This is a genomic window from Olivibacter domesticus (assembly GCF_900109575.1).
Classification (GTDB): domain Bacteria; phylum Bacteroidota; class Bacteroidia; order Sphingobacteriales; family Sphingobacteriaceae; genus Olivibacter; species Olivibacter domesticus.
In genome coordinates this window covers 1,429,117-1,454,174 of sequence record NZ_FOAF01000001.1, presented here as the reverse complement: position 1 = coordinate 1,454,174, position 25,058 = coordinate 1,429,117, and the positions used below count along the sequence as shown (strand labels likewise).

Below are 25,058 nucleotides of genomic sequence, written 5' to 3'. Positions count from 1 at the left end.
ACCTTTTGTTATTATTATTATTTACCAAGCATAGGAAAAAGTCGCCTGATTTCTTCTTCAGTAGGTTGAGTCCCGTATTCGCAAATTTCGAAAGCTTCTGCTTGTTCAATCTCCTTTGCCCGTGATTCTCCATACCATTTTTCCAAATTAGCCCTTATCTCTTGGGGTATAGAAGGCCATCTGCTTTTTAATATCCACTTTTTTCTTTCCTGTTCGCCTTCTGGGACTTCTTCTTCGTTACCGTTGATCCAGGGCAGCCATTCATAAAACTGGGATTGATGCGCATTTAACGCGTTTATTTTTTTATCGATCACCTTGGTAATATCCACGCTTACATCAGCACTGAAAGGATTGGGTTTCTTAAACCGGTCCTCTGCATACATAAACACAGGGTTTTTCTTAAGGGGCGGTGTATCTGCGGCAATACTAGGCACGCCAACCAGAAAAGCTGCGTCCTGCACCAAGATTCCTGTATAACGGTGGTCGGGATGATAATCATTGGGGCGATGTGTAAAAACTATATCTGCATTCCACTCCCTGATTTTCCGGATTAACTCTAAGCGTATATCCAGGGTAGGCATTAATTCTCCATCATGATGATCCAATATTTCGTAGGTGATCCCGAGTATCTTGGCGGCCTTCTGGGCCTCGGCAGCTCGGCGCTTTACCAATACATTTCCTTTTTGTTTTTGATGGCCAGCATCACCGTTTGTCACAGCAATAAATTTTACATGGTGACCCATTTCTGCATACAAAGCGGCTATTCCACCACACTTGATGTCGCAATCGTCGGGATGCGCGCCGATCATAATAACCTGTAATGTCTTATCCTGCGCATGGATGAAAGGCACCACTAATACAGTAAAGACGAACAAGAAAAGAAAATTATACATAATTAGTTTAATTTTTGGTAAAGGGCTTGAACAATACCTATCATTTTGGATACATAACGTTCTGTTTTTACAAAGATATTATTTCACCCTAAATACCCAATACCCACCTCACATCAAAAGCATCTGTCACTTCAACTAATTTTTGCTCATCATCATGCTTGATAAAACGATCTTTTGTATTAGATGCCAGCTTTTCAATAAGCTCTTTTCTATCATAAATATTTTTACAATGCAGAAAAATAGACATATAATTTCCAAGCGTTCTTCCTTCGTTGTGCAATAAGTCTGAACCGTGAATAATGATGTTGTCGGAAATAAGCGACCCACTGACAACGGGCATTTCCGTATAACCTTGTAATTCTTTTTCAAAAGTTTCAAATTGCAAGGTGCCACCAAAGTAGGTTTGGTAAAATGTGAGTGCCTTCCTGCAGTTACCAGAAAATGTGATAAAAACGGCACTCACTAATTTACCTTTCGTATGGTCAATCATAGTAGATTAAATTAGACGTCATGAATTTTAGGTTCTACAAGCTTTTAGACCGAATTTTATTGTTATAGATGTAAGAAACTGCAAGAATACCCAGCACCACAATCGGCATCAGCATAAATCCGATGTTCTTATCTACATATGAGTGACTGATGAATGCAAAGATTAAATTAAATGCAAGCCCTGCATATGCCCATTCCTTTAGCTTAGCTGGTGCCTTTGGATAAGAGATCGCTAATACGCCGAGTACTTTGCAGATGATGAGTGTATAGGCAAAGTAATCAGGATAGCCTAAGGGTTTTGTGCCTGCATTCACATATTGTGGTGCAAACAATAGGGTACTAAGCGGCATTAAGCCTTCCCAAAGTATAATGATGGTAGTAGCCACCCAAAAGATTATTTTATTCCTTTTCACCTGATTAATGTTAATAGTTTATAAATCATTTTGATTCAACATATTTCACAAAGTTGTCCAAGATAGCCTGCCATCCTTGTTTCTGAAATTCTGGCTCATTTTCTGTTTCAGCATCAAATGTGGTTTCTATATTGGTTTTACCATTTTGCTCTGTAAACAGCGTGGTAGCCTTTCTTCCGTCACTCATTGTGTAAGTGATTTCTTTATGCAATTCCACCTTATCGTAAATACCTTCAAAGTCAAAACCGAAGCTACCATCTTTAGCTTCCATTCTATTCTTGAACTTACCACCTGTCTTTAAGTCGTTTTCACTACTCGGGCAATGCCAGCTTGGGTCAGGGGTGTTCCATTGCATAATGTCGCTTGGAGTATTCCAAGCCTTCCAAACTTTTTCTACGGGTGCATTTGCTGCTGTTTCTACTGTAATTCTTGTTACTTGTGCCATTGTCTTTTATTTTTTTGTTTATGAATATTTATAATTCAAAATTACAAGAAGGTACAATATTGCGGCTGTTGTAAAAATGACAATTTTAAGGGTGAATTATGACAAAACTATTTTTTAACTTGCGAGCTAATACTAACCATTGATATGCAGATTTCTGTCTTTGTACCTGAGTATGGAGTAATTGAAGCCATTACCCCGCCATTCAGAACCTTTCATACCGCTAATGAGTTTTTAACAACATTTGGTAAAAAGCCTATTTTCAAGGTTGAATATGTGGGCTTAAAAGAATACGTGCCTGCCAACAATGGCGAATACACTATAAAGACCAATAGGTTGCTCAAAGATGTGCGTGAAACGGACTTACTTATTATACCACCTACATTTGGTGATACCGATAAAGGAGTTCAGGCCAACGCAGAAGCGATACCCTATTTTAAAAGGCTATACGAGAAAGGTGCTAGTCTTGCCAGTTTGTGTATCGGTGCTTTTCTTTTGGCTGAAACAGGCTTACTCAATGGAAAAAAATGCTCTACACATTGGGCTTATATCAACGAATTTAAAGAGCGATACCCCGATGTGGAAGTAGAAGATGGAGCGATCATTACAGAACATGACAATATTTATAGCAGCGGCGGGGCAAGCAGTTTATGGAATTTAATATTATACCTGGTTGAAAAATTTGCTGACAGGGAAACAGCTATAATGATTTCAAAATATTTTGCATTAGACATTGGAAGAGATAATCAATCTCAATTTGCTATATTCAAAGGCCAAAGGAATCATGGTGACGATGATATTCAAAAAGTCCAAGATTACATTGAAAAACACTATTGTAATAAAATATCAATAGAAACGCTAGCAAAGTTGATTAATACAGGCCGTAGGACTTTTGAAAGAAAATTTAAAGAGGCTACCAACAATACACCTATAGAGTATATACAAAGAGTAAGAATAGAAGCCGCCAAAAAGTTCTTTGAGGCATCCAGAAAGAATGTAACTGAAACAATGTTTGATGTAGGTTATACAGATACGAAAGCATTTAGAGATATCTTTAAAAAGATTACAGGACTTACTCCAATTGAGTATAGGAACAAGTTTGCACGGGTGTCAAATGAGGTATAATGGCGTCTTAAGTATTTTGGAGCAATAAATATTATTGTAAAATTCCTTTTCTAAAAGCGTTCGGTGTATAACCTGTATTTTTTTTAAAGAAAAAATTGAAATTCGGCTGGTCGGAAAACCCAACCGCATAGCTTATCTGCTCCAGCGTCCACGTTGTCTGTAAAAGAAGTGCTTTGCATTCATCCAAAAGCCGTCCTTTTATGTGAGTACTCACGTTCTGACCTGTTCTCTTTTTGAGGATCCGGTTCAAATAATTGGGGTGAAGATTCAGAGACATAGCGAATTCCTGTGCGGTTCTGAGCCGGATGGGATTTTCATAGTTAATTTGGGATACTTCTTCTTCCAGTAAACCAAAAAATCGATGGATATGGTCATACTCTTCACCGGTATGTTCAGGAATGAGGTAGTTGGATTTTCTTGCACTCTCAATCATTAGCAATTGTATATAGGCTTGAATAGCGTCATATCCCAACTCATTACCCTGCTCATTGTACATGCTTTCCCAAAGGCGGTTAAAACCAGGAAGGTCTTTATCTTCAATCCAAATGACAGATTTTGATTTGTCTTTAAATAATCCCAGTCGCTCCAATGTTGTCTTCAATAGAGGGTGATGGTTAATAAAATCTCTTTTAAAAAGCAGGTAATACCCGGCTGATTCTCCCGAAGTTTTCTGCCACGAGATAATGTCATGTGGATGTATAAAAAAAATGGTCGGTGCGTTTATTAGGTATTTATTTAGGCCCAAAGTGAAAACACCTTCCCCTCCCGTGATCATCAGGATTTTATAGAAATCCCTTCTGTTGGCGGATAGATAATTCCTGCAATCCTCAATCGCACGATTGAAAACTCTGATGGGTGGTGAGTTGTGGGCTTCTCTGTATATAGGTGTAAGATCCGGAAAATTCCGGAGCTGATCTATCGCTTTGAGATCTATGGTTGATTTCATACACGTGGCTAGTTTTTTGGTTCATAAAGTTATTAAAAATCTTAAAATTCTATAAGGTTTGATTTTCATAAAATCTGTCTCTTTTTTCCTATAAGAATCTTTCTAAATCTGCAGCAACTTTGTCTTAACAAAACGAAACAACAATTTAAAATCAATATGATGGAAATCAATCTCAATGAATCAAGACAGGTTGTGCAGCAGGCGAGGGCAAAGGCTATACAGCTGAATGTGCATGTAAATATTGCCGTGTTGGATACGGCAGGACACCTTAAAATTTTTGAAAGAATGGATGACGCCGTTTTAGGATCAATGGACATTGCCATAAAGAAGGCTAAAACGGCAAGTCTTTTCAGAACGAGTAGCGAAAACGTTGGACAATACCTAAAACCGGAGGCTGGTACTTACGGAATGACGGCCACTAATGATGGTTTGGTAGGATTTGCCGGCGGGCTCCCTATCCTAAAGAACAAGGGTATCATCGGCTATATAGGCGTGTCAGGTGGAGCCGTTTCGGAAGACCTTCAGATTGCAATAGCAGGGGCAGAAATTTTCAACCAAAACCAATAAAAAGATAAATAAACATTTCATTACCAATTTTAAAAAACTAAAAAAATGGAAACTAAAACAATTTTAATTACAGGAGCAGGCTCAGGATTTGGAAAAGGAGCTGCCATTGGAATGGCTAAAAACGGACACAACATCATTGCGGCTGTGCACGTCTCCTCTCAGGTAACGCCCCTTCGCGAAGAAGTCGCCGCCTTGGGTTTGTCAGACAAGATTAGAGTAGAACGCTTGGATCTTACTGATCAATACGACATCAAACAAGCGTTGAAATGGAACGTTGATATTCTTTGGAACAATGCTGGAATGGGCGAAGCCGGGCCTGTTTGGGAAATCCCTGTTGATCTTGTCAGAAAAAACTTTGAAGTGAATGTTTTCTTACCACTGGTTCTGACACAAGGTGTCGTTCAAAAATGGGTAGGGGAAGGTAAAAAAGGAAAAGTTGTGTTCACCTCTTCAATGGGCGGCTTGTTCACACCCGCAAACTGGGGAACTTATGTGTCTTCTAAACATGCGTTGGAGTCTTTAGCGGAAGCTATGCAGCAGGAGCTTGAGCCCTATGGAATAAAAGTACAGACCATCAATCCGGGAGCTTATTATACCGGATACAACGAAACGATGGCGGACAACCCGTTCCGCTGGTTAGATGATGAGGTGAACTTCACGAAAAGAGCTGACCTCCGTAAAGGTTTTGATGATTTCTTCGCTACTCCAGAAGGAAAGATGGACTCAAAGGAAATGATAGACCGCATGATCGAAATTGTGCCGTCTGATGAAGGAAAGTTCAGAAATGTAGTTCCTAAAACCATTGAAGATATGTTAAAGGATCATCAATTGAAAGCTTGGGAAAATACGATCTAATCTTTAAAATAAAACAAACCCGAAGTTTTTCGGGTTTGTTTTCCTATAGAAGCTTAAGCATAGATAATATATACCAATAATAGCCGAATACGGGACTTAATTTAGCTTGTATTTATTTGGACGTTTTATGTAGCTTTATAGTGCATATAAGCGAGTGATACACAGTTTAAAACCTATAACTTATGGCTAATACTAAAGTAACTTTTCCAAATGCATCTGATAGTTTGTTCTTAACTGATGGCGGTCTGGAAACGACGCTGATTTTTCTTCAGGGTTACGAACTACCCTACTTTGCTGCCTTTGATTTATTAAAGGATAAGAAGGGGTATAATACAATTGAGGATTATTATCGACAGTATTTAAAAATCGCAAAAGATTTTAAAATGGGATTCATTTTAGAAAGTCCTACTTGGCGGGCCAATCCTGATTGGATTCAAAAAATAGGATACCCGCATTCAGCGATATATGAGGTTAATAGAAATGCCATTCAACTACTTGTTAACCTACAAAAAGAATATGAGAATGATATAGCCAATATCGTTATCAGCGGTTGTATTGGGCCTCGGGGTGATGGTTACAAACCGGAAAATACAATGTCTGTGGAAGACGCCCAGCAATATCATTCAGCACAAATAGAAGTATTCAGCCAAACACCTGTTGACATGGTTTCGGCGATTACGATGAATTATGCCGAAGAAGCCATTGGTATTGCTAGAGCTGCGGGTGTAGCGAAGCTTCCGGTAGTGATTTCCTTTACTGTTGAAGTAGATGGTAGGCTCCCTACTGGAATGAGCTTAAAGAAAGCTATTGAGTACGTTGATAAAAGCGTAGGACAACCTCCTCTTTATTTTATGATCAATTGCGCTCATCCAACTCATTTTTACAGTGAACTGGAAGCTGGAAGAAATGAGCAATGGACAAAACGAATAAAAGGGATAAGGGCAAACGCTTCCTGTAAGAGCCATGTTGAATTAGATGAGACGACTGCGTTAGACAGAGGAAACCCGCAGGAATGGAGTGTTGAACATAAGAAGCTGAAACAGACTTTTTCCCAATTAACGGTGTTTGGTGGCTGTTGCGGCACTGACGAAGAACATATTCGTGCAATTGCGAGCCAGATTCGTCATTTTTAATTTAAAATAGCTTAATCCTTTCTTTGTGTGATAGCTTTTTGTTTGAGCTCCTCTTCCTGACGTACACTTTCAGTATGCACATCTTCGTACAGTTTCTTTACAAAATCCGCCGATAAGCCGACCTTTTCCCCTTCAATAACAGCCTGTTGCAGCACCTTGTTGAAGCGGTCGGGCTGTACTACGGCTACCTTGTGTTTCACTTTATAAGCTCCAATAGTTCTGGCAGCTTGCATGCGATCACCTAGTAAGTGGATAATCTCTTTGTCTAATTTATCAATCTTTTTCCGATAGACAGTCATTGTATCTTGAGCAAGTACTGCATGATCTTGGGCCCTTGCTGCCATAATACCCATAACACATATACTGGTGATCGTGATTATTTTGCGCATAATTTCTTTTTTAGGGTTGTATCTGATTCTCTTTTTGTTACTTTTTACAATATGAATAGCAGGTAATGGCGCTGTTGCATTTGGATTCTCCTCAGCAATAAGCTTTATCCATTTGCTCTTATAATGCGACAAGTTATCCAAAATTAAAAAAATAAATTAATGGAAGTTTCATGAAATGTCAAATCGCTGATAACATTGCCGTCCGTAAAAGCAACAAAAAAGTTCTTATAGATTTATGTCGCTAACACCGTTCTTCTAGTTGTCACAGAAAATAGGCAGTCCCATCGTTGGCGTAGCTTGTATCTTGTACACTATCTTTGTGTCATCATAATTTAGGTTTATAATTGGTTAGTTAAAAGTATTCAATCTCCCCGGTTGAAGATTTTTTTATTGCAGAATTTTTTAAAATGCAATCTGGATCTTATTGTTTGATATATGTATGGCTTCGAGATCAATAATCCGTCGATTTTGTTAAGGCTTCCCATTGCTTGTAGCTTGAAGCGAGCAGCTCCAGCTTGCTAAACGCGCGCGAATAGGCATCACTACCCAAAAGTAAGTATAGAGGTGGTTCCGACATCTCCGATAGCTCGATCATGACCTTTGCTGCTTTTTCGGGGTCGCCGGCTTGATGACCATTCATGTTGGAATAGCGCTCATGCGAGGCACGGATGTCTGCATAAGCATCGATTTTCTTTTCCGATAGTACCAGCGAGTCTGCCTGCAGGAAATTTGTACGGAAGGCTCCGGGTGCGATGACGGTTACATTGATACCCAGTGATTTGACGTCCTCAGCCAGTACTTCGCTTAAACCAATTACGGCATGTTTTGTAGCTCCGTAAACAGACCAGCCGGTGGCGGGAGCGATACCGGCAATGGAAGAGATATTAATGATATGACCAGCCCCCTGTTGGCGTAAGATCGGTAGCACATGGCGGATGACGTTGATCGTACCAAATACATTGACTTCGAAACTATCACGTGTCTCTTCGTCGGTCAGTTCCTCTATACTGCCACCGATGCCGTAACCGGCATTATTCACAACTACATCTATCCGACCAAAGGTTTGATGGGTCTGCTGGATGGCAGCGGCAACATTTTCATCGTTGCCCAGCGCTACCGATAAGGGTAGAAATGTATCACCGTTAAAATTAACGGCATCAACCAGGTTTATGCTATTGCGGGAGGTCGCTGCCACCTGGTGGCCAGCCTGTAATAATTGTTTGACTAAAGCTAAGCCCAGGCCTTTGGATGCACCTGTTATAAACCATACTTTCTTGTTTTCCATATTCATTATGTTCATATAGCAAAGATATAACAGGCAAACAGCAAAGCTTTTGCCTGAATCAAACGGATAGTATCGAAATTCAAACAAGTCGGACGGAAGTAGGTTCACCTTGGTTTGTTTCTTGAAAAGGTAGGTAAAATGTGATGATTGTACAAAGCCCAGGCTATAACTGATCGCACATTCCAGATCTGCTATAATATGAGCTAATTTTTCACTTAAGTTAATTGCAGCATCGCTTGCGGAACAAAATAACCGTGCTTGTACAAAGCTTCGTAACTTAAATGGTTATATTTACTGCATATATAAAGGGATGAGTACAAACGATTTGTTAAAGCAGGTAGCTTTTATTAAAGAGATTGATAAATTAAAGTACATTCAACGCAGAACCAAACTGTTTCACAGCGATCGGCACGAAAACGATGCGGAACATAGTTGGCACTTGGCAATGATGACATTGGTGTTGGCCGAACATGCAGATAAAGCTATTGATGTGCTTAGGGTGTTGAAGATGGTGTTGATTCATGATCTGGTGGAAATTGATGCAGGTGATACGTTTATTTACGATACATCGAAAAACCATAGCAATACGGAAGAGGAACGATTGGCTGCAAAGCGGATTTTTGGATTATTGCCTGAAAAACAGGCGCAAGAGTTTATGGCGATTTGGGAAGAATTTGAAGCAGGGATTACAGATGATGCAAAATTTGCCAGAACGATGGATCGGTTTGAGCCTTTGCTGCAAAATGCTTCTAATGGTGGTGGGACCTGGGCCGAATTTAAGGTGGAATACCAGAAAGTTTATGATAAAAAGAAAGCGATTAAAAAGGGTTCGACCTCCATTTGGGCCTATGCGGAACACGTATTGAACGAAAGCGTTGAAAAGGGTATCCTTAGAAAAGATGCCCCGCGATAAAATACGCGGGGATCTATAAAATTTAATTTTATTGTTCTGAGAGTTTTCTGACTGTTTCCAGGCCTACAGTAAACCCATTAGTCATCATATCCCCCCATTCTTCTCCTATTTGTACGGAAGCCTTGAGTGTAGTAATTCCATTGTTTTCAGAAAGGTGGTATTCTTCTAATGAACCTGCCCAGGCTTTTACTTTTTCGCTGGTAGTATCTTCTTTACCATCCATTATTTCTCCCAAATGCTCAAAGACGATTTCATAAGGGTCGTTTTTAGTTTTTATGGTACTTACCATGCCATTGCCCTTGTTATCTACGAAAAGTGTTTTTCCACCCACCTGCCAATCGCTTTGCATAGTAGATTCGCCTTCTGGATTAAAGGCACTTGTCCATTTTGAATAAGTGTTTTCGTTCCAAAGTACATCCCAAACTTTTTTGATTGGAGCTTTGATTTCTTTTGTGAACTGTAATGTTTTCATAAGTTTATTTTTAAGTTTAGCGGATCCTTCGCTGATAAACAAAGCTATAGAATAATATGAGAAGAAGTTAGCATATAAGCGTCAAACTACGAGGCGGATTGCGACTTTTTCAACTCCTATATAATTGGCGTAAAAGATGCTTAGGTCGATTTCACGATCAAATATAGCGGGGTGAAAACCTTTAAAACAGGCGGTAGTATACGTGTCGTTCAGCAATTGGCCGTTACTTAAATAATTTCCCGATAACCTTGCTAATCTCACCGAAATCCCGATGGTTACCCACAGCGCGTTTTTCCATAGCTGTTCCATCTTCTTGGGAAAAAGGATAAATCAATAGATAATTATTGTCGTGTAAATGCTGATTTAGAAATTCGGGCATGAAGCGCATTTGTGGAAAATACGACACCATACCTCGTTTTGCCATTAGCACAATAAGTCCCTCGTCTTCTCCAAGCTCCATAGCGGCCTTTTCTGCTACTTTCCAATGCTGTATTTCTTTCAGTTCAGCTTCAATATTTGCTCTCTTTAAAATGCGTTCTAAAACATGTATGGTATTTGCTGTTGCATAAAAACTTATCAAAGCGCCCGAACTTCTGGCAATATTCCATATTCTTAGTAATGCATGGAAAAAGCCGGGTTCTTTTTCCGCATTTTCCGGGATCAGAACGACATGGCGTTTAAGCGTAGCGATGGGTTGCGCCGCATGGTATACCAATACATTCACGTGTTCGTTTTGCAAATAACCATTGTAAAGATTGTAAACAAACGAAGGCGAAAAACCTTTTTCGTCTTCGAGCCCGATAACAAGATCGGTAACCTTTTTCTCTTTGATGACGTTATTGATACCCGAAATGACATCATTATCATATCTGGTGAGTGGCTGGATGGCCACATCGGCAGCGGAAGCAGTATCTACCGCATTGTGTAGTATCTTTTCGGCATTTTTTATGGAAGACTCATTTTTGTCTTCGTTGATTACATTGAGTGCGAATAAGCGATCGGTATTTGTTTCGGACTTCATCAGCAACCCCAGATTTACCATACGTTCTACGGTTTCCTCATGGTTCATCGCCAATAGGATATATTCTCGCTCGCGACTATTACCGGAAGCTGTATCTTCCTGATCGGCCTCCGCAATTCGTTCCCCGCTGGCCATAGAAATGAAGGAAGAAATGGTACAGGAAACTAAAATTAGCAGAATACTTCCATTAAGTACGTGTTCATTCAGTAAACGAATGGGCTCACCGCTGGCCGTCTCTGAAATGATAATGTTGTAGCCCACCATAACGGAGGCGAGGGTAGCTGCAGCAGAAGCTGCGCTCATTCCGAAGATCAGCCGACCCTCATCTTTGGTTAATTTGAAGGTTTTTTGGGTCGCAATAGCAGCGATATACTTACCACCGATAGATGCTATCATCATGACGGTAGCGACACCAAGGGTTTCCCAGCTTTTGAAAAATACTTTAAAGTCGATTAACATGCCTACACTGATTAGAAAGAAGGGGATGAAGATAGCGTTTCCCACAAATTCTACCCGATTCATGAGCGATGAGGCATGAGGAATAAGCCTGTTAAGGGCTAAGCCAGCGAAAAAGGCGCCAATGATAGCTTCTACACCGGCAATTTCTGCTAATAGGGCTGCCAAATAAATCATTACCAAAACAAAAATGTATTGCGAAATCTTATCCTCCACTTGCTTAAAAAACCATCGTCCTATCATTGGAAAAACCAACAGCACGATAAGACCGAAAAGAAGCATCGATATCGAAAGTCGAATCCAAAAACTACTACCAACTTCGCCCTGCGTCATGCCAACAACCACCGCTAATACCAAGAGCGAGAGCACGTCGGTAATCATTGTTCCGCCTACCGTAATGTTTACAGATAGTTTTTTTGCTAGGCCCAATTTGCTGATCAACGGGTATACAATAAGTGTATGAGAAGAAAAAAGACTCGCGAAGAGAATGGATGTGAGCAAATTAAAATGTAAGAGGTAGTAACCGCCAAAAAAACCTAATGCAAATGGGGCTGCGAAGGTATAAATGGAGAACGTAATACTTTTCCACTTGTTTTTTTTAAAGTCGCCCATATCGATTTCCAACCCAGCAAGGAACATGATATACAGTAGACCGGTAGTGCCGGTAACCACCACGCTGCTATCTCTGGCCAGTACATTGAATCCGTTAGGGCCAATAACTGCGCCGGCAATGATAAGACCCAATAAGTGAGGTACCTTTATTTTGTTTAATAAAAGGGGTGCACTTAATATGATGATAAGCTCTAATAAAAACTTCAATAATGGATCCTCGATGGGCAGGCTTAAGTGCTGAATACTTAATAATGGCATAGCTTATTGGTTTGAGGCTCGTACTAATTCAACAGAAAATTTGGCTGTACAACGATTGTCAACCTGGATTACTTGGGTACCTTTTATTAAGTCATTGCCCGCTTGGTTAAGCATAACCTGCATGGTTACTTGTTTTTGAGCACTAGTATCTGTGGAGAAGTGTAGTGCTACGTTGCCATTTTGAAAGCTCCCCCTAAAAATGCGGCTCAGCTTATTATTATTGATAACTTTGGTGTACATGCCGGTAGAATCGCTTGTAAAATCCCAAATTGCCGTGCGCTGATCACCCACAGCATAATCATTGCAGTTGGATTCTTTACAAATAACTTTACTGCTCCAGGTGCCTACTACTGCTTCTGGCCAACTACTGGGCATAATCGTATCGTTTTTTGCCAGGATACTGTCTCGCATGTGCAATAACGATCGATAATCTGTTTCTTTGAATGCGAATTGCCTTTCACGTTCTAATAATGCTTGCTCACGCTTCGCTAACTGCTCTGTTTTTTGATTGTCTTTACATGCGGTAATGAAAAGAGCTAATAGAAAATACATAGATAAGTAACGTTGCTTCATATAGTTCGTTTTAGCGTAAATTTAAGGATTCCCACCAGTTTAACACTTATAACAACTAAAGGCTATAAAAGTTCGGTCTATCGCCACTGGTAGCATAATGTGATTCAACCTTCCTGCACGATCCTATTTAGCGCTTTGATACTCGGGCTCTACGTAACCACCCGGAACATAGCGGGATTTATCGTTGGTATGCCATGCGTATACGCCTTGTATCATAATTCCTATCTTGTGTACGTAATCATAAGCCGGTTCCTGCCATTTCCCCAAATTAGGAAGATGCTCGTGTAGCAGTTTAAACTCATTCAGGAGTTTATCATGGAAATCCATCGCCATCATATAGGCTTCTTCCCATGATACATTATTTTCGTTGTGCATTACTTTTACGATATTAATGACGTCACCTTTCCTGTTCAACTCCTTTGGTAGCGAAATAATATCGTTATGCACGCCGATCATGAGGGCTGCTAATGTATGCAATCTCAAAATATGGGGATGTTCTAACACAGCATCTGGCAATAGGCGAAAGTCTTTTTGCATCGCTACGTATTTGCAAAAAGGTAATCCACCGCTGGTATCTTCGCGAAGTATTAAATAGACCGAAAGTGGCGGTATGGTATTGGCAGACATATACCGCTTTTCATCCTGAAAACCTAATAGCATATTATGAATGGCAGCTATAAATTTATCATACAGATGTTGTGGCATACTGCATTTAATAGCACGCTGTCTTAGTAAATAGAGCTGACGAAATATACCATTGTCAGTGGGTTCTTCTTTATCCTGCCCATCGAGTAGTGCTATACTTCTTTCTCTTATGGCATACATCTCATCGTAAGTGCAATTGTCAAAATAGTCATCCATCATGGCACCATTTGCCGCTAAACTTGCAACTGGAAATAATTCATCCAGTGTTTTCAGGAATGGCAGGCCGCGGGCCGCTATATCAGTCAGTACGTGCTTTTTATGCGTTTCCCGTGCTTTTTCAGAATGAAAGGTGTAGTCTGTATCAATCCAATTGTAATATATTTCCCGCATCTCTTGCGCAAACGGAGAGATCAGATTAGGGAAAGGATATTCTGGACGTGGCATGTGTTGAAATAATGAATAGAATTCTTGCTCGTTTGTCATGGTACTGGGCTTTGAAAATGTAATTGAGTTGAGTACTTCGGTTTCACTATTTTTAATTTTTTACTGTATTTTTCTGGGGAATCACTAGGGAAATGAATTGGAAGAGCCTACGGTAAGAGTTCGTGCATACGCTTATTAAATATTAGAAAATAAATATAACCACCTGTTCATCAAAGAGATTAGTTCATTCTGTTCATTTTGTTTTGTTGATGATTTATGAAAGTATAGACCTAGGGTTGTTAGCTTAGTTATTTGTTGTTCGTTATTCGCTAGCGTGTGTTATGGAGCTGATTGCTTAGTAAAAGATGTTATGGCCGAATTTATATTTCTCGATTTTGTTCTTTTGCTTGTAAATCTGTTCTATGCAGGTAAATGTCTTGTTGTGGAAATATCCCTTTCAGCCATACCTAGGCAAAGATGCGTAAAGGTGTTGGGGCAAATTTAGATCGAGATTAGGAAAAATAAGCAGTTTGAAGAACGAGCGTCGATTAATTAATCTTGATGAAATACTTCTTCCATGGGGCTCCAAATTTCTCCTTTGTCTGCCGCATCTGGTAGTGGTAGTTGTGTTGGGTCTGTTTCTTTCCACCAGCGCTGTGTTGCCGTATCGGTAGCCATCTTCTGCATATCTGTCGAGAAATTGTTTCCTACATACTCAAAATAGCTAAACAGGTAAAATTGCCCGTCTATCTCTTTTAGGTAGATAGAGTAGTTCTGAATATTGCATTCCGTAATTTTTTTTGCCACATCCGGCCAAATGGCTGCATGCAGTTCTTTATAATACGAAAGCTTTTCAGGCTTGACGCCTGTTACCGATCCATAGCGTTGTATATTATTATTTCTCATTTCTTTCGCTTTCTGATTTTGCTGACAACCAAAGATACAAAGTATGAATAGGGTGATCAAACCTGTTATATAAAGCCTCATTTTATAGCGATTCTTCTCTGAACAAAATTCCTGTAATCAATCTGCCTACTTAATGATGGGTAGATTCTCACTGCTCCCATTTAGCTCCAGTACGACAACATAGGGGGTACGGGCATGCTGCTTTGCTGGAAGGAAAAGCGTAAAATTCTCTTGATGTGGGGTAATAGATACCGGACTGCCTCCCAGCACGTAGGCCTTATTTATTTTTCTGTTTGGTAGCTGTTTAAGGTCGATGGTTGAAGCACTGGTTTCCAATAGATGGATAAAGACTTTGTTGTCTTTTCTGGTGGTAGCATAAGTGGACTTGGGTTCGTACGGTCCACCTAAGGTACCGTAAATAGCTTGGCCGTTTGTTTTCAGCCAGTCACCAATCTCTTCCAAGCGTTTTATTTGACGCGCTTCGATCCTGCCATCAGGCATGGGGCCAACATTTAATAAAAGATTGCCGTTTCCTCCTGCCGTCTTTGCCAGTATACTGATACAGGTATCCAGCGATTTCATTTTATCGTTGGGTTTCCACGACCATTGTTGACAGATGGTGAAACAACTTTCCCAAGGGAAATCCATATTCATCTTGCCCACCACTTGTTCGGGGGTATCATAATCACCGATAATCTTGGTATGATCGGTTGTTTTGTTGTCCACACCGGCCATTTCTTTTCCTAAGCGGTTATTGGTGATAATGCTGGGCTTTAGTTCTTTAACATAATCATATATATCTTTACCCATCTCATCCGTCCATGGTTTTTCCCATTGACCGTCGAACCAGAGCATGTAGGGATCATAGTTAGTGATCAATTCCTTTAATTGGTTTTTCATATAGGCGATATATTTCGGCATGTCCGACTTAGGATCCAAAGGAATTTCTTTCGAGCTGTGTTTCGGATAATCTGGATGGTACCAATCTAGCACGGAGTAATAGATGCAGAATTTGATATCTGCCTTTTTGCAGGCTTCATTCAAAGCTGCAACAATATCTTTTTTATAGGGTGTGTTGGTAATATCGTAATCAGTAAAGGCCGAAGGCCAAAGGCAAAATCCATCATGATGGCGTGCCGTGATGGTGAGGTATTTCATTCCAGCATCTTTAGCTACCTTAACAATATCTTCCGCATTGAAAAGCACCGGATTGAATTCTTTGTATAGACTATCATAGTCGTTTACCGCCACCTGATTATCTCTGCTCCAACCTATTTCCGTTCCGCGTAAGCTCACGGGTCCCCAGTGGATAAACATACCGAAACGATCGTTCATGAATTTTTTGAGCGCTTCTTTATCAGCCTGTGCATACGCGTTAAAATTGGCTACGATAAAAACACATAGGAATATAATTTTCTTAGTCATGGAATGTGATTTATGTATTATTTAAGCATACCTTATAATTTTTCGGTTATAGTTAACGTTTGATCCGGCAATATGCTAAGACTGATGATTTTATCGCCGTATTTTACTTTGCATTTGCCACCTTTTTTACTGGTAATACTTCCAGCGGTCAGCTTACCGTTTTCCCATTCTATGTTTACTACGAAACCTCCACGGGCAACCAATCCTTTAATCGATCCTTCTTTCCATTTGTTCGGTAAGGCTGGTAATAGTTCAATAAATTCCTCATGACTTTGCACAAACATTTCGGCCATGCCGGCAATTATGCCAAGATTACCATCTATTTGGAAGGGGGGACCGGCGTTAAACAAGTTGTAATAAGCGCCGCCGCCTTTGTTGTAAAGGGTATTTACTTCTGTGGTAGGCCGGAGTTGGCTATTAAGGATGCTTAAAGCGCGATTACCGTCATGTAGACGTGCCCAAAGTGCAATTTTCCAGGCGAATGTCCAGCCCACACCTCCGTCGCCACGTGCTTCTAAAGATTTCTTTACCGCCTCTGCCAGCTCGGGAGTTTTATTTGGGGAAATCTCGTTGCCCGGGTACAGGGCAAATAAATGCGAGAGATGCCTGTGTGTAGGCTCTACCTCTTCAAATTCTTTCGCCCATTCCATCAATCTTCCATCGCTTCCAATTTTCGGGCGGGCCAGCTTGTTTTTGGCATCGGTTAAGTTTTTAACAAAAGCGGCATCGCTGATACCCAGTATTTTTGTTGTTGCTAACGTGTGTTCAAATAAATCATAAATCACTTCTTGATCGTGCGTTGGCCCCATGCTGATTTGCACTGTAGCGCCGTCTGGAGCTTTAAAGGTGTTTTCTGGCGATGGCGATGGGCCTGAAACTAATTTTCCGGTTTTAGGATCTTTCACCAGCCAATCGAGATAAAACATACAAGCTCCTTTAAGAGCAGGATAGGCTTTGGTCAAAAAGCTTTTGTCGTTGTTAAAAGCGTAATGTTCCCAAAGGTGTTGTGCAATCCAGGCGCCAGCACCAACGTGCATACCCCAGCTGGGGTGTTCGCCGGGCGCCGTATACCCCCAAACATTAGTAACGGGGTGCAAGGCCCAGCCTTTCATGCCATATTGTGTTTTGGCCGTTTTTTTTGCTGGTTCCTGGATAGAAAAAATCAAATCCATCAAAGGCTTGTGGCACTCTGCCAAATTGGTGGTTTCGGCAGGCCAGTAGTTCATTTGTACGTTAATGTCGGTATGGTAGTCGCCATTCCAGGGTGTTTGGATTTTATTGGCCCAAATGCCCTGTAAATTGGCTGGCAAACCGCCGTCTCTCGATGAAGATAGCAATAGGTAACGGCCAAACTGAAGATACAATGGATAGTAGGCATTTTCGTTTTTTAACTCAAAATTTTTGCCCATCAACTCGTTGGTGGGTAGAATGTTGTTTGCGTTGTCAAGCTTAAGGTCTACCCGGTTCATGTAGGCCGAAAAATCCTTCATATGTGCCTGCTTTAGGGCGATATAAGTTTTCGAACCTGCCTTTTTCGTAATCGCATCTAATTCTTTTTCAAAGTTATTGTTGATGTAATCGGGATAGTGTAATCGGTAATTGGTTTTGGCGGTAATCAAGATGGTTACTGCAGTAGCTTGGCTTACTTGCAATTGATTGTTCTTGGTACTTAACGTTCCATCGGTAAGTAAGGGCGTAACAAAAGTTTTGTAATGCATACCATCTCCACCTTTACCGTTATCAAGGATGCCGCTCATTACCAGTTGTTTATTAGTAGAGATGGTTTTGAAACGTTCGGGTCTATTGATGTCTATGCTAAAACTGATTGATTTTGGTTTATTTGCGGTTAATCGGATGACAATAGCTTGATCTGGAAAAGAGGAAAAAACCTCGCGGATATAGGTTACGCCATTTTGAGTAAACGAACTCTTAGCAATTCCATTGATCAAGTCCAACTCACGACTATAATCTGTATAAGCTTTTCCTTTGGTTCCAAAATCCAACCACAGATCGCCAAGAGTTTGATAACAGCCAAAAGGTACATTGGCTCCGTTGCCTTGGCCAGAACCCTTTCCTTTACAGACCTGGGTTTTGTTGGTCAGTTCAGAAGCTTCTTTGTATTTACCCTCAAAAAGTAGCTTTCTTATTTGCGGAAGATATTTTCTTGCTTCAGGATTGTCGTTATCGTCTACACTACCACTCCAAAGCGAGAGCTCGTTCAGTTGGACCCGTTCTTGATTTACATCGCCAAAAACCATAGCACCCATGCGCCCATTACCAATAGGTAAAGCTTTTAGCCATTCTTGGTCGCTTACCCAACCATCAGGGTTATCTTTTGCGGTGGCATCGGCTGGACTTGTATACCAGAGCTTATTTTGGTACTGCTGCGCATATGTAGATTGGATACTGGATATTACAACAAAAATTAAAGCTATAAAGAATTTGGCTTTGAATAGAATGCCTTCGCTTCCACCTGTAAGTAAAGCAACTTTACCGTTTAGCATAAATTGATATTTATATTGTTTAGTGGATGCTAATGTCTAAAATGAAAGGCTGAGAAACAAATACTATGTTTGCAAAGACTGATTTTATATTAATGTTTTACCGCTATTTTTGCTTTAGTTTGTTAATCTTACCTAAGAGAATAGTACACCTTTGATTTGCTGATCGTACCTGTATATTGCTTTGCCGACTCCTTCGCCATAACTAAAAAAAATTATTTCCTTTAATAAATCTATATTAGCTAGTGTTGAATGTATCTTAACAATTTTTATTAATTTTTTATTATTTTATGTTAATATACCGTATTTTAGTTCTGCCAAATCAATATAAATGAAACCTATACAAGCTACTATTTTACAAGGAAAGGAAAATGAGGTGTTCGGAACAAAAATTGTGGAATTGCCTTATTTTTCGACGACCTTTCATTTCCACGAAGAATGCCAGCTAATTTATGTGGTTGAAAGTGAAGGCAAACGCATGATCGGAGACAGCGTAGAAAATTTCGGTCCGGATGAACTGATACTTGTTGGATCTAATGTACCTCATGTATGGCACAACAATCCATTATACTTCAGAGACGGCACGGAAGGAGCGAAGTCGGTTTCTCTTTTTATACATCCATGCAAACTTCTACAATTGTTGGGGACGTTCGGGAATATGCAAAGGCTCTCGCATATTCTTGGAGTTAGTAAATCCGGATTAAAGTTCTATGGAGATACCAAGAAGCACTTGAAAGACTTATTATTCAAAATCAATGAGCAAGAAGAAACTTTTGAACGTTTGACAATTTTGGCGCAGATTCTTAAAATTTTGGCGCATACGAAAGAATTTGATCTGCTTACAAAAGCAGGTTACACGAATACGTACCAACTTAAGGATAATGATCGTATTGATAAAATTCTTAAATACATATTTGATCATTTCTCACAGCAGATTAAACTGGAAGATGTTGCTGATATCGTACATATGAGCAGGCATGCATTTTGCCGGTTTTTTAAAAACCGGACACAGCGCACCTTTATGGAGTTTGTGACGGAGGTACGCATCAGCCATGCCTGCAAGTTGATTGCTGAAGGGGAAAAGCAAATAACCTGTCTAGCTTATGAATGCGGTTTCAACAGCCTTTCTAATTTTAATAAGTTATTTAAAGAGGTAAAAGGACAGACACCATCCGACTATAGAAAAACGCTGATACCTCATTAAATTAGCTATTTCTGCGATAACCCAGTTCGGCTCCGCCACTAACGGGCAACGTAACACCGGTAATAAAGCGCGCTTTTTCTGATGCAAGAAATACACATGCATCCGCAATGACATCACCCTCTGGGCAGTAACCTAAAGGATGAATATCTTCTAAAAAATCCACGATTTTTTCAGGCTGAGGCTGCTCTTTTATCCATTGTTTCAGCATGGGCGTCATCACGGCTGCCGGTAAAACGGCATTAACCCGGATATGGTCTTTTGCGTAATCCAGCGCCATGGATTTGGTGAGTGCATTCATCGCTCCCTTTGTGGCTGCATATGCAGCGTGATTTTCTTGTCCGATATCACCTACCAAACTACTGGTGTTGATGACACAGCCTTGCGTTTCTTTTAAGTGTTTATAACCATATCTCGTAGTATAGAGTATACTTCTTAAGTTGACATCGAATAGGCATTGCCATTCGTGATCACTTGTTTCGTGTAATGGTTTTGAAGGTGATGCAATTCCCGCATTATTATGTATAACGTCTATTTTATGAAAGCGTTCGAGTGTACGTGCGATAGCGGTTTTAACGTACGCTTCTATGCTTACATCGCATAAAAGCCCGAGGTGGTTGCTTGCGCCAATTAGTTTTAATGTCCTGTCAATCGAATCTTGATCGATGCCGATGACGGCCAATTGGGCTCCGGCTTCAACATAAGCTGTCGCACAAGCCAAACCGATACCGTCCGTTCCGCCTGTTAACAAGATTGTTTTTCCCTCTAGTGATTTCATAGGTATAAATTTCAATGAACAAGAATGTGTAAGAATTTCAAATTATTTAGTGAAATAAGGCATAAAGTAAACAGATTACCGTGAATAATAAAATAGATAAAAATTTATAATTACCTACACCTTTCCAAGCCGGGCCACGTAAGGCATCTAAAGGGTTTTTCCAGTATAAATCATGGCGTTGTATATTGGTTTTTGTTGGAAATAAAAAGGACAAGCTTATTTGTAAAACCAAACAGACAACAAATAGATAGAAGGCCATCACCATGAACGGAATTTTTCCGATAAAGCTTTCTAAATCATATTTACTAATGGTAAAGACAACAATTCCCAAAACGGACCCTATCCAGAGTGTTAGCTTAGCGGACATAGGTGATGCCTTCTTCCAAAAAACACCCAACAGAAACACACAGGTAATAGGTGGTGCGATATGGGCGATAACGTCGTTTATGCCGTTAAATATACTTTCATATTTGTTTAGCAAAGGTAGCAGGCCTAATGATACGATCATGGCGATAACTGCTGCTACCTTTCCTGCCCTAATTAGTTGTTCGTCATGTGCTTGGGGCCGAAATCGCTTATAAATATCGTAGCTGACTAATGTTGAGATGGAGTTTAACGCACCGGATATTTGACTCATCAGCCCCGAAAGTAAGGCCGCAACCAATATACCTATCAAACCGGAAGGAAGCAACTGTGTAATCATTAGGGCATAAATGCCCTTAGAATTAACTTCTCCCTGATCATTTACACCTAGGCTTTGCAGATCGAGCCGCCCTGTTTGGCTCAACGTATAGGCGAACAATCCCGGTAGGATAAAGATAAATACAGGCAAAATTTTTATAAATCCGCAAAATAGTGCACCTATACGGCCATGGTTCTCATCTTTCGCACCGAGCACACGTTGCACGATCGTTTGGTCTGCACACCAGTACCAAATCCCCAAAACAGGATAACCGAAAAGTACCGCATACCAGGGCATTCCACTAGGGTCTGAAGAGGATCGGAGCATGGATAGCTTTTCCAGTTCCGCATTTTCTTTCAGAACAGTTACCATTGGCTGCCATCCGCCCATTTGGTGAAATGCAGCAAAACTGATGATGAATGCGCCTAAAAGCAACACGATGGTTTGAATGGATTCGGTAACTACCACTGCTTTCAATCCACCGATAATGGTATATATGCCGGTTACCACGCAAATGGCGGAGATACTTAGGTACATATTGAACCCGAAGAGGGTTTTGAGAACAATACCACCAGCTAACATAGAAAAGGCTATGTGTATGACAATAGCAGATATAATAGAAATAACCGTTAGCCAGTCTCTACTCGCTCGGTCGTATCTTCTTTCCAGGAAATCTGGAAGCGTTGATACGCCCGATTTGAGGTAAAAGGGGATGAAAAACAAGGCTAGAAGAATAAGCGTAAACGCAGCCATCCATTCAAAGTTTCCATTGAGCAGCCCCGTGTCGAAACCACTTTGGGCAAGACTAACTAAATGAACGGTAGATATATTGGTGGCGAACAATGCCAAACCGATGGCAGGCCAGGCTAAGGTTTTGCCGGCCAAGAAATAAGCCTGGCCGCTTTTGCCTTTTATACTTCTTTTATGTTGCCAGCCCGTCCAAAGTCCTATAACGAATATGAAAAGGATATACAGGACAGCAATCGTTAAATCGATGGGTTTTAACATCATAACATTTCCTTGAAGTTACAACTACTGCCTGCTTCCATCGGGGTCTTATATACTCCATCCTGTACTACTACCGGTTGTTCGAAGTGGCTTTTTAAATGTGGTATATGTTCTAGAAATAGGGCCTCGTGATTTAAGCTAATGTGATTAAAAAGAACCAGATGTTGGTGTAGCTGGCCCATATCACCTACATGTGGTACAACAGGAATTCCATATTTACGACATAATAAACTGATGCTGATAAATTCGCTTACGCCCCCAACGCGTAAGGCATCTACTTGAATAAAACCTGCTGTTTCCAATTGGAGGTAATTTTTAAATAAAATGCGGTTGGATACGTGTTCTCCTAAAGCAATTTTGCAGGGTGCCAGGTTTTTAGCTAGTAGCTGGTGTGCAAAAATATCATCAGGATGCGTCGGTTCTTCTATCCAATAGGGATTCATAGAAAGTAGTTTTTTTCCGATGAAAAGTGCTTGTGGCAATGTCCACTGTTGGTTGGCGTCGAGCATTACTTTTACATCATTGCCGGCAATGTCCCGAACGAGGTGTGCGCGGCGTATATCACGTTCGGGCTCCGGGCTGCCGACTTTAAGTTTCAATGCGCTAAAACCGTTGTCGATGGCTTTACGGCAATTTACTTTTATGTCGTCGTCGCTGTAATTGAACCAGCCCACGGATGTATCATAGCCCGGATAACCCGCTTTAATAATGCTCATCCGCGTGTGTTGACTTGTTTTGTTTTCATTCAGCAGCTGGATAGCATGCTCCCGCGTCAGTTCATCTTCTAAATAGGATAGATCCAGCGTGTTGACCAATTGTTCTGGAGGAAGGTCGATGAGTAATTTCCATAAGGGTACACCTCTTTTTCTTGCCCATAAGTCATAACAAGCATTGGTTACTGCTGCAAGCGCTAAGTGAACAACTCCTTTATGTGGCCCGAGCCATCGAAATTGCTGTTCATTACTGAGGTGGTTAAAGGTTTCGCCGAAATGCGACATTAACTCCTCGATATCACATTTTAGTAATTTTTCGGCGTAAAACTCGGCTGCCTTACATACAAGGTTTGTTCCTTCGCCAAGGGTGAAGGCTAAACCTGTACCAGTAAAACCGTTGTCATCCCTTAACTGAACAACGGCATAAGAATATACAGGATTTTGATGGACGGCATCGCTACCTGCTCCGGCGGCAAGAGGAAAGCGTACGTCTCGAACGTTAAATTTGTAGATCATGTGTGATTTATCAAAGCGATTCCTTTTGAAAACTATTAAAACTTTATCGCTATATAACGTTACGAAGGTAAACGAAAGCCGTTTTGAACCTTAAAAGTTTATTTACATATATTAACTGTATTGTAGCATATTTAGCATTCGGCAAAACAAAGCAACAGGAGGGCTTATGCAACGGATATTTAAACCCCTGATAAGTCAGGAGATGGCGCTTTTTTGTATACTAATTGGATATGTGGTTGGAGTTTCTGCGGGATAAGTTAATAATTTTTATAAACTTTGTTTACATTAGTTAAACATTAACGGCATATATTTGAACCAAAATTAACCAAGCATATATGAAGAATGCAAAAATAATAGCCTTTCACGGACATAATGAATCAATGCAATTACTCGAAGTACCAATTCCAACAATTGAGGCAGGAGAGATCTTAGTCAAAAATTTATATACCACCATTTGTGGCAGCGACTTGCATACTTATTGCGGATTAAGAAAGGAAAATACGCCAACAGTGCTTGGCCACGAGATAGTGGGCGAGATTCTGGCCATATCTGCCCAGCATTCGGGGATGGATTACTGTGGTAATACATTGCAGGTAGGGGACAGGATTACATGGAGTATATTTTCTTCGGATGTGAACTCTGAAATGGCGCGAAAGGGGATGCCACAAAAGGGAAGCGGACTTTTTAAATACGGCCATGCACAAATTACCAATACGGACACCTTGCATGGAGGTTTGGGAACGCACTGCATTTTGAAAGCGGGAACTGCGGTACTTAAGATCGCTACAGATATTCCGCTGCCAATTGCTGCTACCATTAATTGCGCGGTTGCAACCGTTGCCGGTGCCTTTCGCCTAGCGGGTACTGTTAAAAATAGTAAGGTGCTTATTACAGGAGCAGGTCTCTTAGGTATTGTTAGTGTAGCAATGAGCAAAGCAGCGGGCGCAGCCACCATTCATGTTGCAGATATCAATGAGCAGCGCTTACTGCAAGCAAAAGAATTTGGCGCAGACGAAATCCATATGCTGAGCAGTGGTACACCTGAAAATCTTAAAGACATTGATGTTGCCTTTGATATGAGCGGCTCTCCTGAGGCAATGGAGCTCGGACTTGCGTCGCTCGCTATAGGTGGTTTAGCGGTATGGGTAGGTGCAGTTTTGAATACGCGAAAAATCCAAGTAGATGCTGAAAAGGTTATACGCCGACTTTTAACGATAAAAGGGCTACACAATTATAATTTTGAGGATTTTGTATGTGCTGTTGATTTTATTAGCGAGCATTATCAAAACTTTCCCTTTTCAACAATTGTTGGCCGCGAGTTTGCTTTGAAAGATGCAGAAGCTGCATTTGATTATGCACTAAAGAAAAAGCCGCTACGTGTTGGCATTCTTATCAACCCTCACGCTGGCGACTAAATA

At 40.6% G+C, this 25,058-nt stretch carries 24 protein-coding genes; 7 read left to right on the top strand and 17 right to left on the bottom strand.

The features are described from left to right. Window positions 1-17: 17 nt before the first annotated feature. The 4 genes from BMY50_RS06250 to BMY50_RS06235 all read right to left on the bottom strand — a co-directional run bounded on the left by BMY50_RS06250 (window position 18) and on the right by BMY50_RS06235 (window position 2,240). Complete coding sequence (locus BMY50_RS06250; protein WP_093320399.1) at window positions 18-893, bottom strand: PIG-L deacetylase family protein; 876 nt, start codon at window positions 891-893, stop codon at window positions 18-20. An 88-nt stretch (window positions 894-981) separates the two neighbouring features. Beyond that, a complete protein-coding gene (locus tag BMY50_RS06245; protein ID WP_093320394.1) occupies window positions 982-1,383 on the bottom strand; it encodes a VOC family protein in 402 nt (133 codons plus the stop codon). Window positions 1,384-1,417: 34 nt separating this feature from the next. Further along, window positions 1,418-1,795, bottom strand: a complete 378-nt coding sequence (locus BMY50_RS06240) for a DoxX family protein (RefSeq protein ID WP_093320389.1) — start codon at window positions 1,793-1,795, stop codon at window positions 1,418-1,420. A 25-nt stretch (window positions 1,796-1,820) separates the two neighbouring features. After that, window positions 1,821-2,240 carry an SRPBCC family protein gene (locus BMY50_RS06235; RefSeq protein ID WP_093320384.1) on the bottom strand — a complete coding sequence of 140 codons (420 nt, stop codon included), beginning with the start codon at window positions 2,238-2,240 and terminating at the stop codon, window positions 1,821-1,823. A 144-nt stretch (window positions 2,241-2,384) separates the two neighbouring features. Between BMY50_RS06235 and BMY50_RS06230 the strand changes: the two genes are divergently transcribed. Beyond that, window positions 2,385-3,362 (top strand): GlxA family transcriptional regulator, encoded by a 978-nt coding sequence (locus tag BMY50_RS06230; RefSeq protein ID WP_093320381.1) that lies wholly within the window; start codon window positions 2,385-2,387, stop codon window positions 3,360-3,362. Window positions 3,363-3,393: 31 nt separating this feature from the next. Here BMY50_RS06230 and BMY50_RS06225 read toward each other — a convergent pair whose 3' ends face one another. Continuing rightward, complete coding sequence (locus BMY50_RS06225) at window positions 3,394-4,308, bottom strand: helix-turn-helix domain-containing protein (RefSeq protein ID WP_093320378.1); 915 nt, start codon at window positions 4,306-4,308, stop codon at window positions 3,394-3,396. A 156-nt stretch (window positions 4,309-4,464) separates the two neighbouring features. Between BMY50_RS06225 and BMY50_RS06220 the strand changes: the two genes are divergently transcribed. From BMY50_RS06220 to BMY50_RS06210, 3 genes are all read left to right on the top strand, one after another. Beyond that, window positions 4,465-4,875, top strand: coding sequence for a GlcG/HbpS family heme-binding protein (locus tag BMY50_RS06220; protein ID WP_238383675.1), 411 nt, complete (start codon window positions 4,465-4,467; stop codon window positions 4,873-4,875). 45 nt (window positions 4,876-4,920) lie between these two features. Further along, the gene (locus BMY50_RS06215) at window positions 4,921-5,730 is read left to right on the top strand and encodes an SDR family oxidoreductase (protein WP_093320373.1); all 810 of its coding nucleotides are present in this window, start codon (window positions 4,921-4,923) and stop codon (window positions 5,728-5,730) included. Window positions 5,731-5,912: 182 nt separating this feature from the next. Next, on the top strand, window positions 5,913-6,863 hold the full coding sequence (locus BMY50_RS06210) for a homocysteine S-methyltransferase family protein (RefSeq protein WP_093320370.1): 951 nt from the start codon (window positions 5,913-5,915) through the stop codon (window positions 6,861-6,863). 11 nt (window positions 6,864-6,874) lie between these two features. Here BMY50_RS06210 and BMY50_RS06205 read toward each other — a convergent pair whose 3' ends face one another. Together BMY50_RS06205 and BMY50_RS06200 are read right to left on the bottom strand one after the other, a co-directional pair. After that, window positions 6,875-7,384, bottom strand: a complete 510-nt coding sequence (locus BMY50_RS06205) for a chorismate mutase (protein ID WP_139202215.1) — start codon at window positions 7,382-7,384, stop codon at window positions 6,875-6,877. A gap of 319 nt (window positions 7,385-7,703) precedes the next feature. Further along, the gene (locus tag BMY50_RS06200; RefSeq protein ID WP_202907753.1) at window positions 7,704-8,537 is read right to left on the bottom strand and encodes an oxidoreductase; all 834 of its coding nucleotides are present in this window, start codon (window positions 8,535-8,537) and stop codon (window positions 7,704-7,706) included. Window positions 8,538-8,847: 310 nt separating this feature from the next. Here BMY50_RS06200 and BMY50_RS06195 point away from each other — a divergent pair, with 310 nt between their 5' ends. Next, entirely contained in the window at window positions 8,848-9,450 is a 603-nt protein-coding gene (locus tag BMY50_RS06195) for an HD domain-containing protein (protein WP_093320358.1), read from the top strand. A 28-nt stretch (window positions 9,451-9,478) separates the two neighbouring features. Here the strand turns inward: BMY50_RS06195 and BMY50_RS06190 are convergent, their stop codons facing one another. From BMY50_RS06190 to BMY50_RS06155, 7 genes are all read right to left on the bottom strand, one after another. Further along, window positions 9,479-9,922, bottom strand: a complete 444-nt coding sequence (locus tag BMY50_RS06190; RefSeq protein WP_093320355.1) for an SRPBCC family protein — start codon at window positions 9,920-9,922, stop codon at window positions 9,479-9,481. Window positions 9,923-10,145: 223 nt separating this feature from the next. Next, window positions 10,146-12,269, bottom strand: coding sequence for a cation:proton antiporter (locus tag BMY50_RS06180; RefSeq protein WP_093320347.1), 2,124 nt, complete (start codon window positions 12,267-12,269; stop codon window positions 10,146-10,148). Between the two features lie 3 nt (window positions 12,270-12,272). Beyond that, complete coding sequence (locus BMY50_RS06175) at window positions 12,273-12,842, bottom strand: hypothetical protein (protein ID WP_093320343.1); 570 nt, start codon at window positions 12,840-12,842, stop codon at window positions 12,273-12,275. Between the two features lie 123 nt (window positions 12,843-12,965). After that, entirely contained in the window at window positions 12,966-13,970 is a 1,005-nt protein-coding gene (locus BMY50_RS06170; RefSeq protein WP_093320338.1) for a terpene synthase family protein, read from the bottom strand. A gap of 492 nt (window positions 13,971-14,462) precedes the next feature. Then, window positions 14,463-14,816 (bottom strand): L-rhamnose mutarotase, encoded by a 354-nt coding sequence (locus BMY50_RS06165; protein ID WP_202907752.1) that lies wholly within the window; start codon window positions 14,814-14,816, stop codon window positions 14,463-14,465. Between the two features lie 126 nt (window positions 14,817-14,942). After that, on the bottom strand, window positions 14,943-16,241 hold the full coding sequence (locus BMY50_RS06160; protein ID WP_093320334.1) for an alpha-L-fucosidase: 1,299 nt from the start codon (window positions 16,239-16,241) through the stop codon (window positions 14,943-14,945). A 32-nt stretch (window positions 16,242-16,273) separates the two neighbouring features. Next, window positions 16,274-18,745 carry a glycoside hydrolase family 95 protein gene (locus BMY50_RS06155; protein ID WP_093320330.1) on the bottom strand — a complete coding sequence of 824 codons (2,472 nt, stop codon included), beginning with the start codon at window positions 18,743-18,745 and terminating at the stop codon, window positions 16,274-16,276. 328 nt (window positions 18,746-19,073) lie between these two features. Between BMY50_RS06155 and BMY50_RS06150 the strand changes: the two genes are divergently transcribed. Then, a complete protein-coding gene (locus tag BMY50_RS06150) occupies window positions 19,074-19,946 on the top strand; it encodes an AraC family transcriptional regulator (RefSeq protein WP_093320325.1) in 873 nt (290 codons plus the stop codon). A 1-nt stretch (window position 19,947) separates the two neighbouring features. Here the strand turns inward: BMY50_RS06150 and BMY50_RS06145 are convergent, their stop codons facing one another. Genes BMY50_RS06145 through BMY50_RS06135 form a run of 3 tightly spaced genes read right to left on the bottom strand, consistent with a single transcriptional unit; the run spans window position 19,948 to window position 23,640 of the window. Further along, window positions 19,948-20,721 (bottom strand): SDR family NAD(P)-dependent oxidoreductase, encoded by a 774-nt coding sequence (locus BMY50_RS06145; protein WP_093320322.1) that lies wholly within the window; start codon window positions 20,719-20,721, stop codon window positions 19,948-19,950. A 46-nt stretch (window positions 20,722-20,767) separates the two neighbouring features. Continuing rightward, window positions 20,768-22,414 (bottom strand): sodium:solute symporter, encoded by a 1,647-nt coding sequence (locus BMY50_RS06140; protein WP_238383674.1) that lies wholly within the window; start codon window positions 22,412-22,414, stop codon window positions 20,768-20,770. After that, entirely contained in the window at window positions 22,411-23,640 is a 1,230-nt protein-coding gene (locus BMY50_RS06135; protein ID WP_093320315.1) for an enolase C-terminal domain-like protein, read from the bottom strand. The genes BMY50_RS06140 and BMY50_RS06135 overlap by 4 nt, the downstream gene beginning before the upstream one ends. A gap of 335 nt (window positions 23,641-23,975) precedes the next feature. On the opposite strand from BMY50_RS06135, the gene BMY50_RS06130 reads away from it, so the two are divergent. Then, window positions 23,976-25,055 (top strand): zinc-binding dehydrogenase, encoded by a 1,080-nt coding sequence (locus BMY50_RS06130; protein WP_093320311.1) that lies wholly within the window; start codon window positions 23,976-23,978, stop codon window positions 25,053-25,055. Window positions 25,056-25,058: the final 3 nt, after the last annotated feature.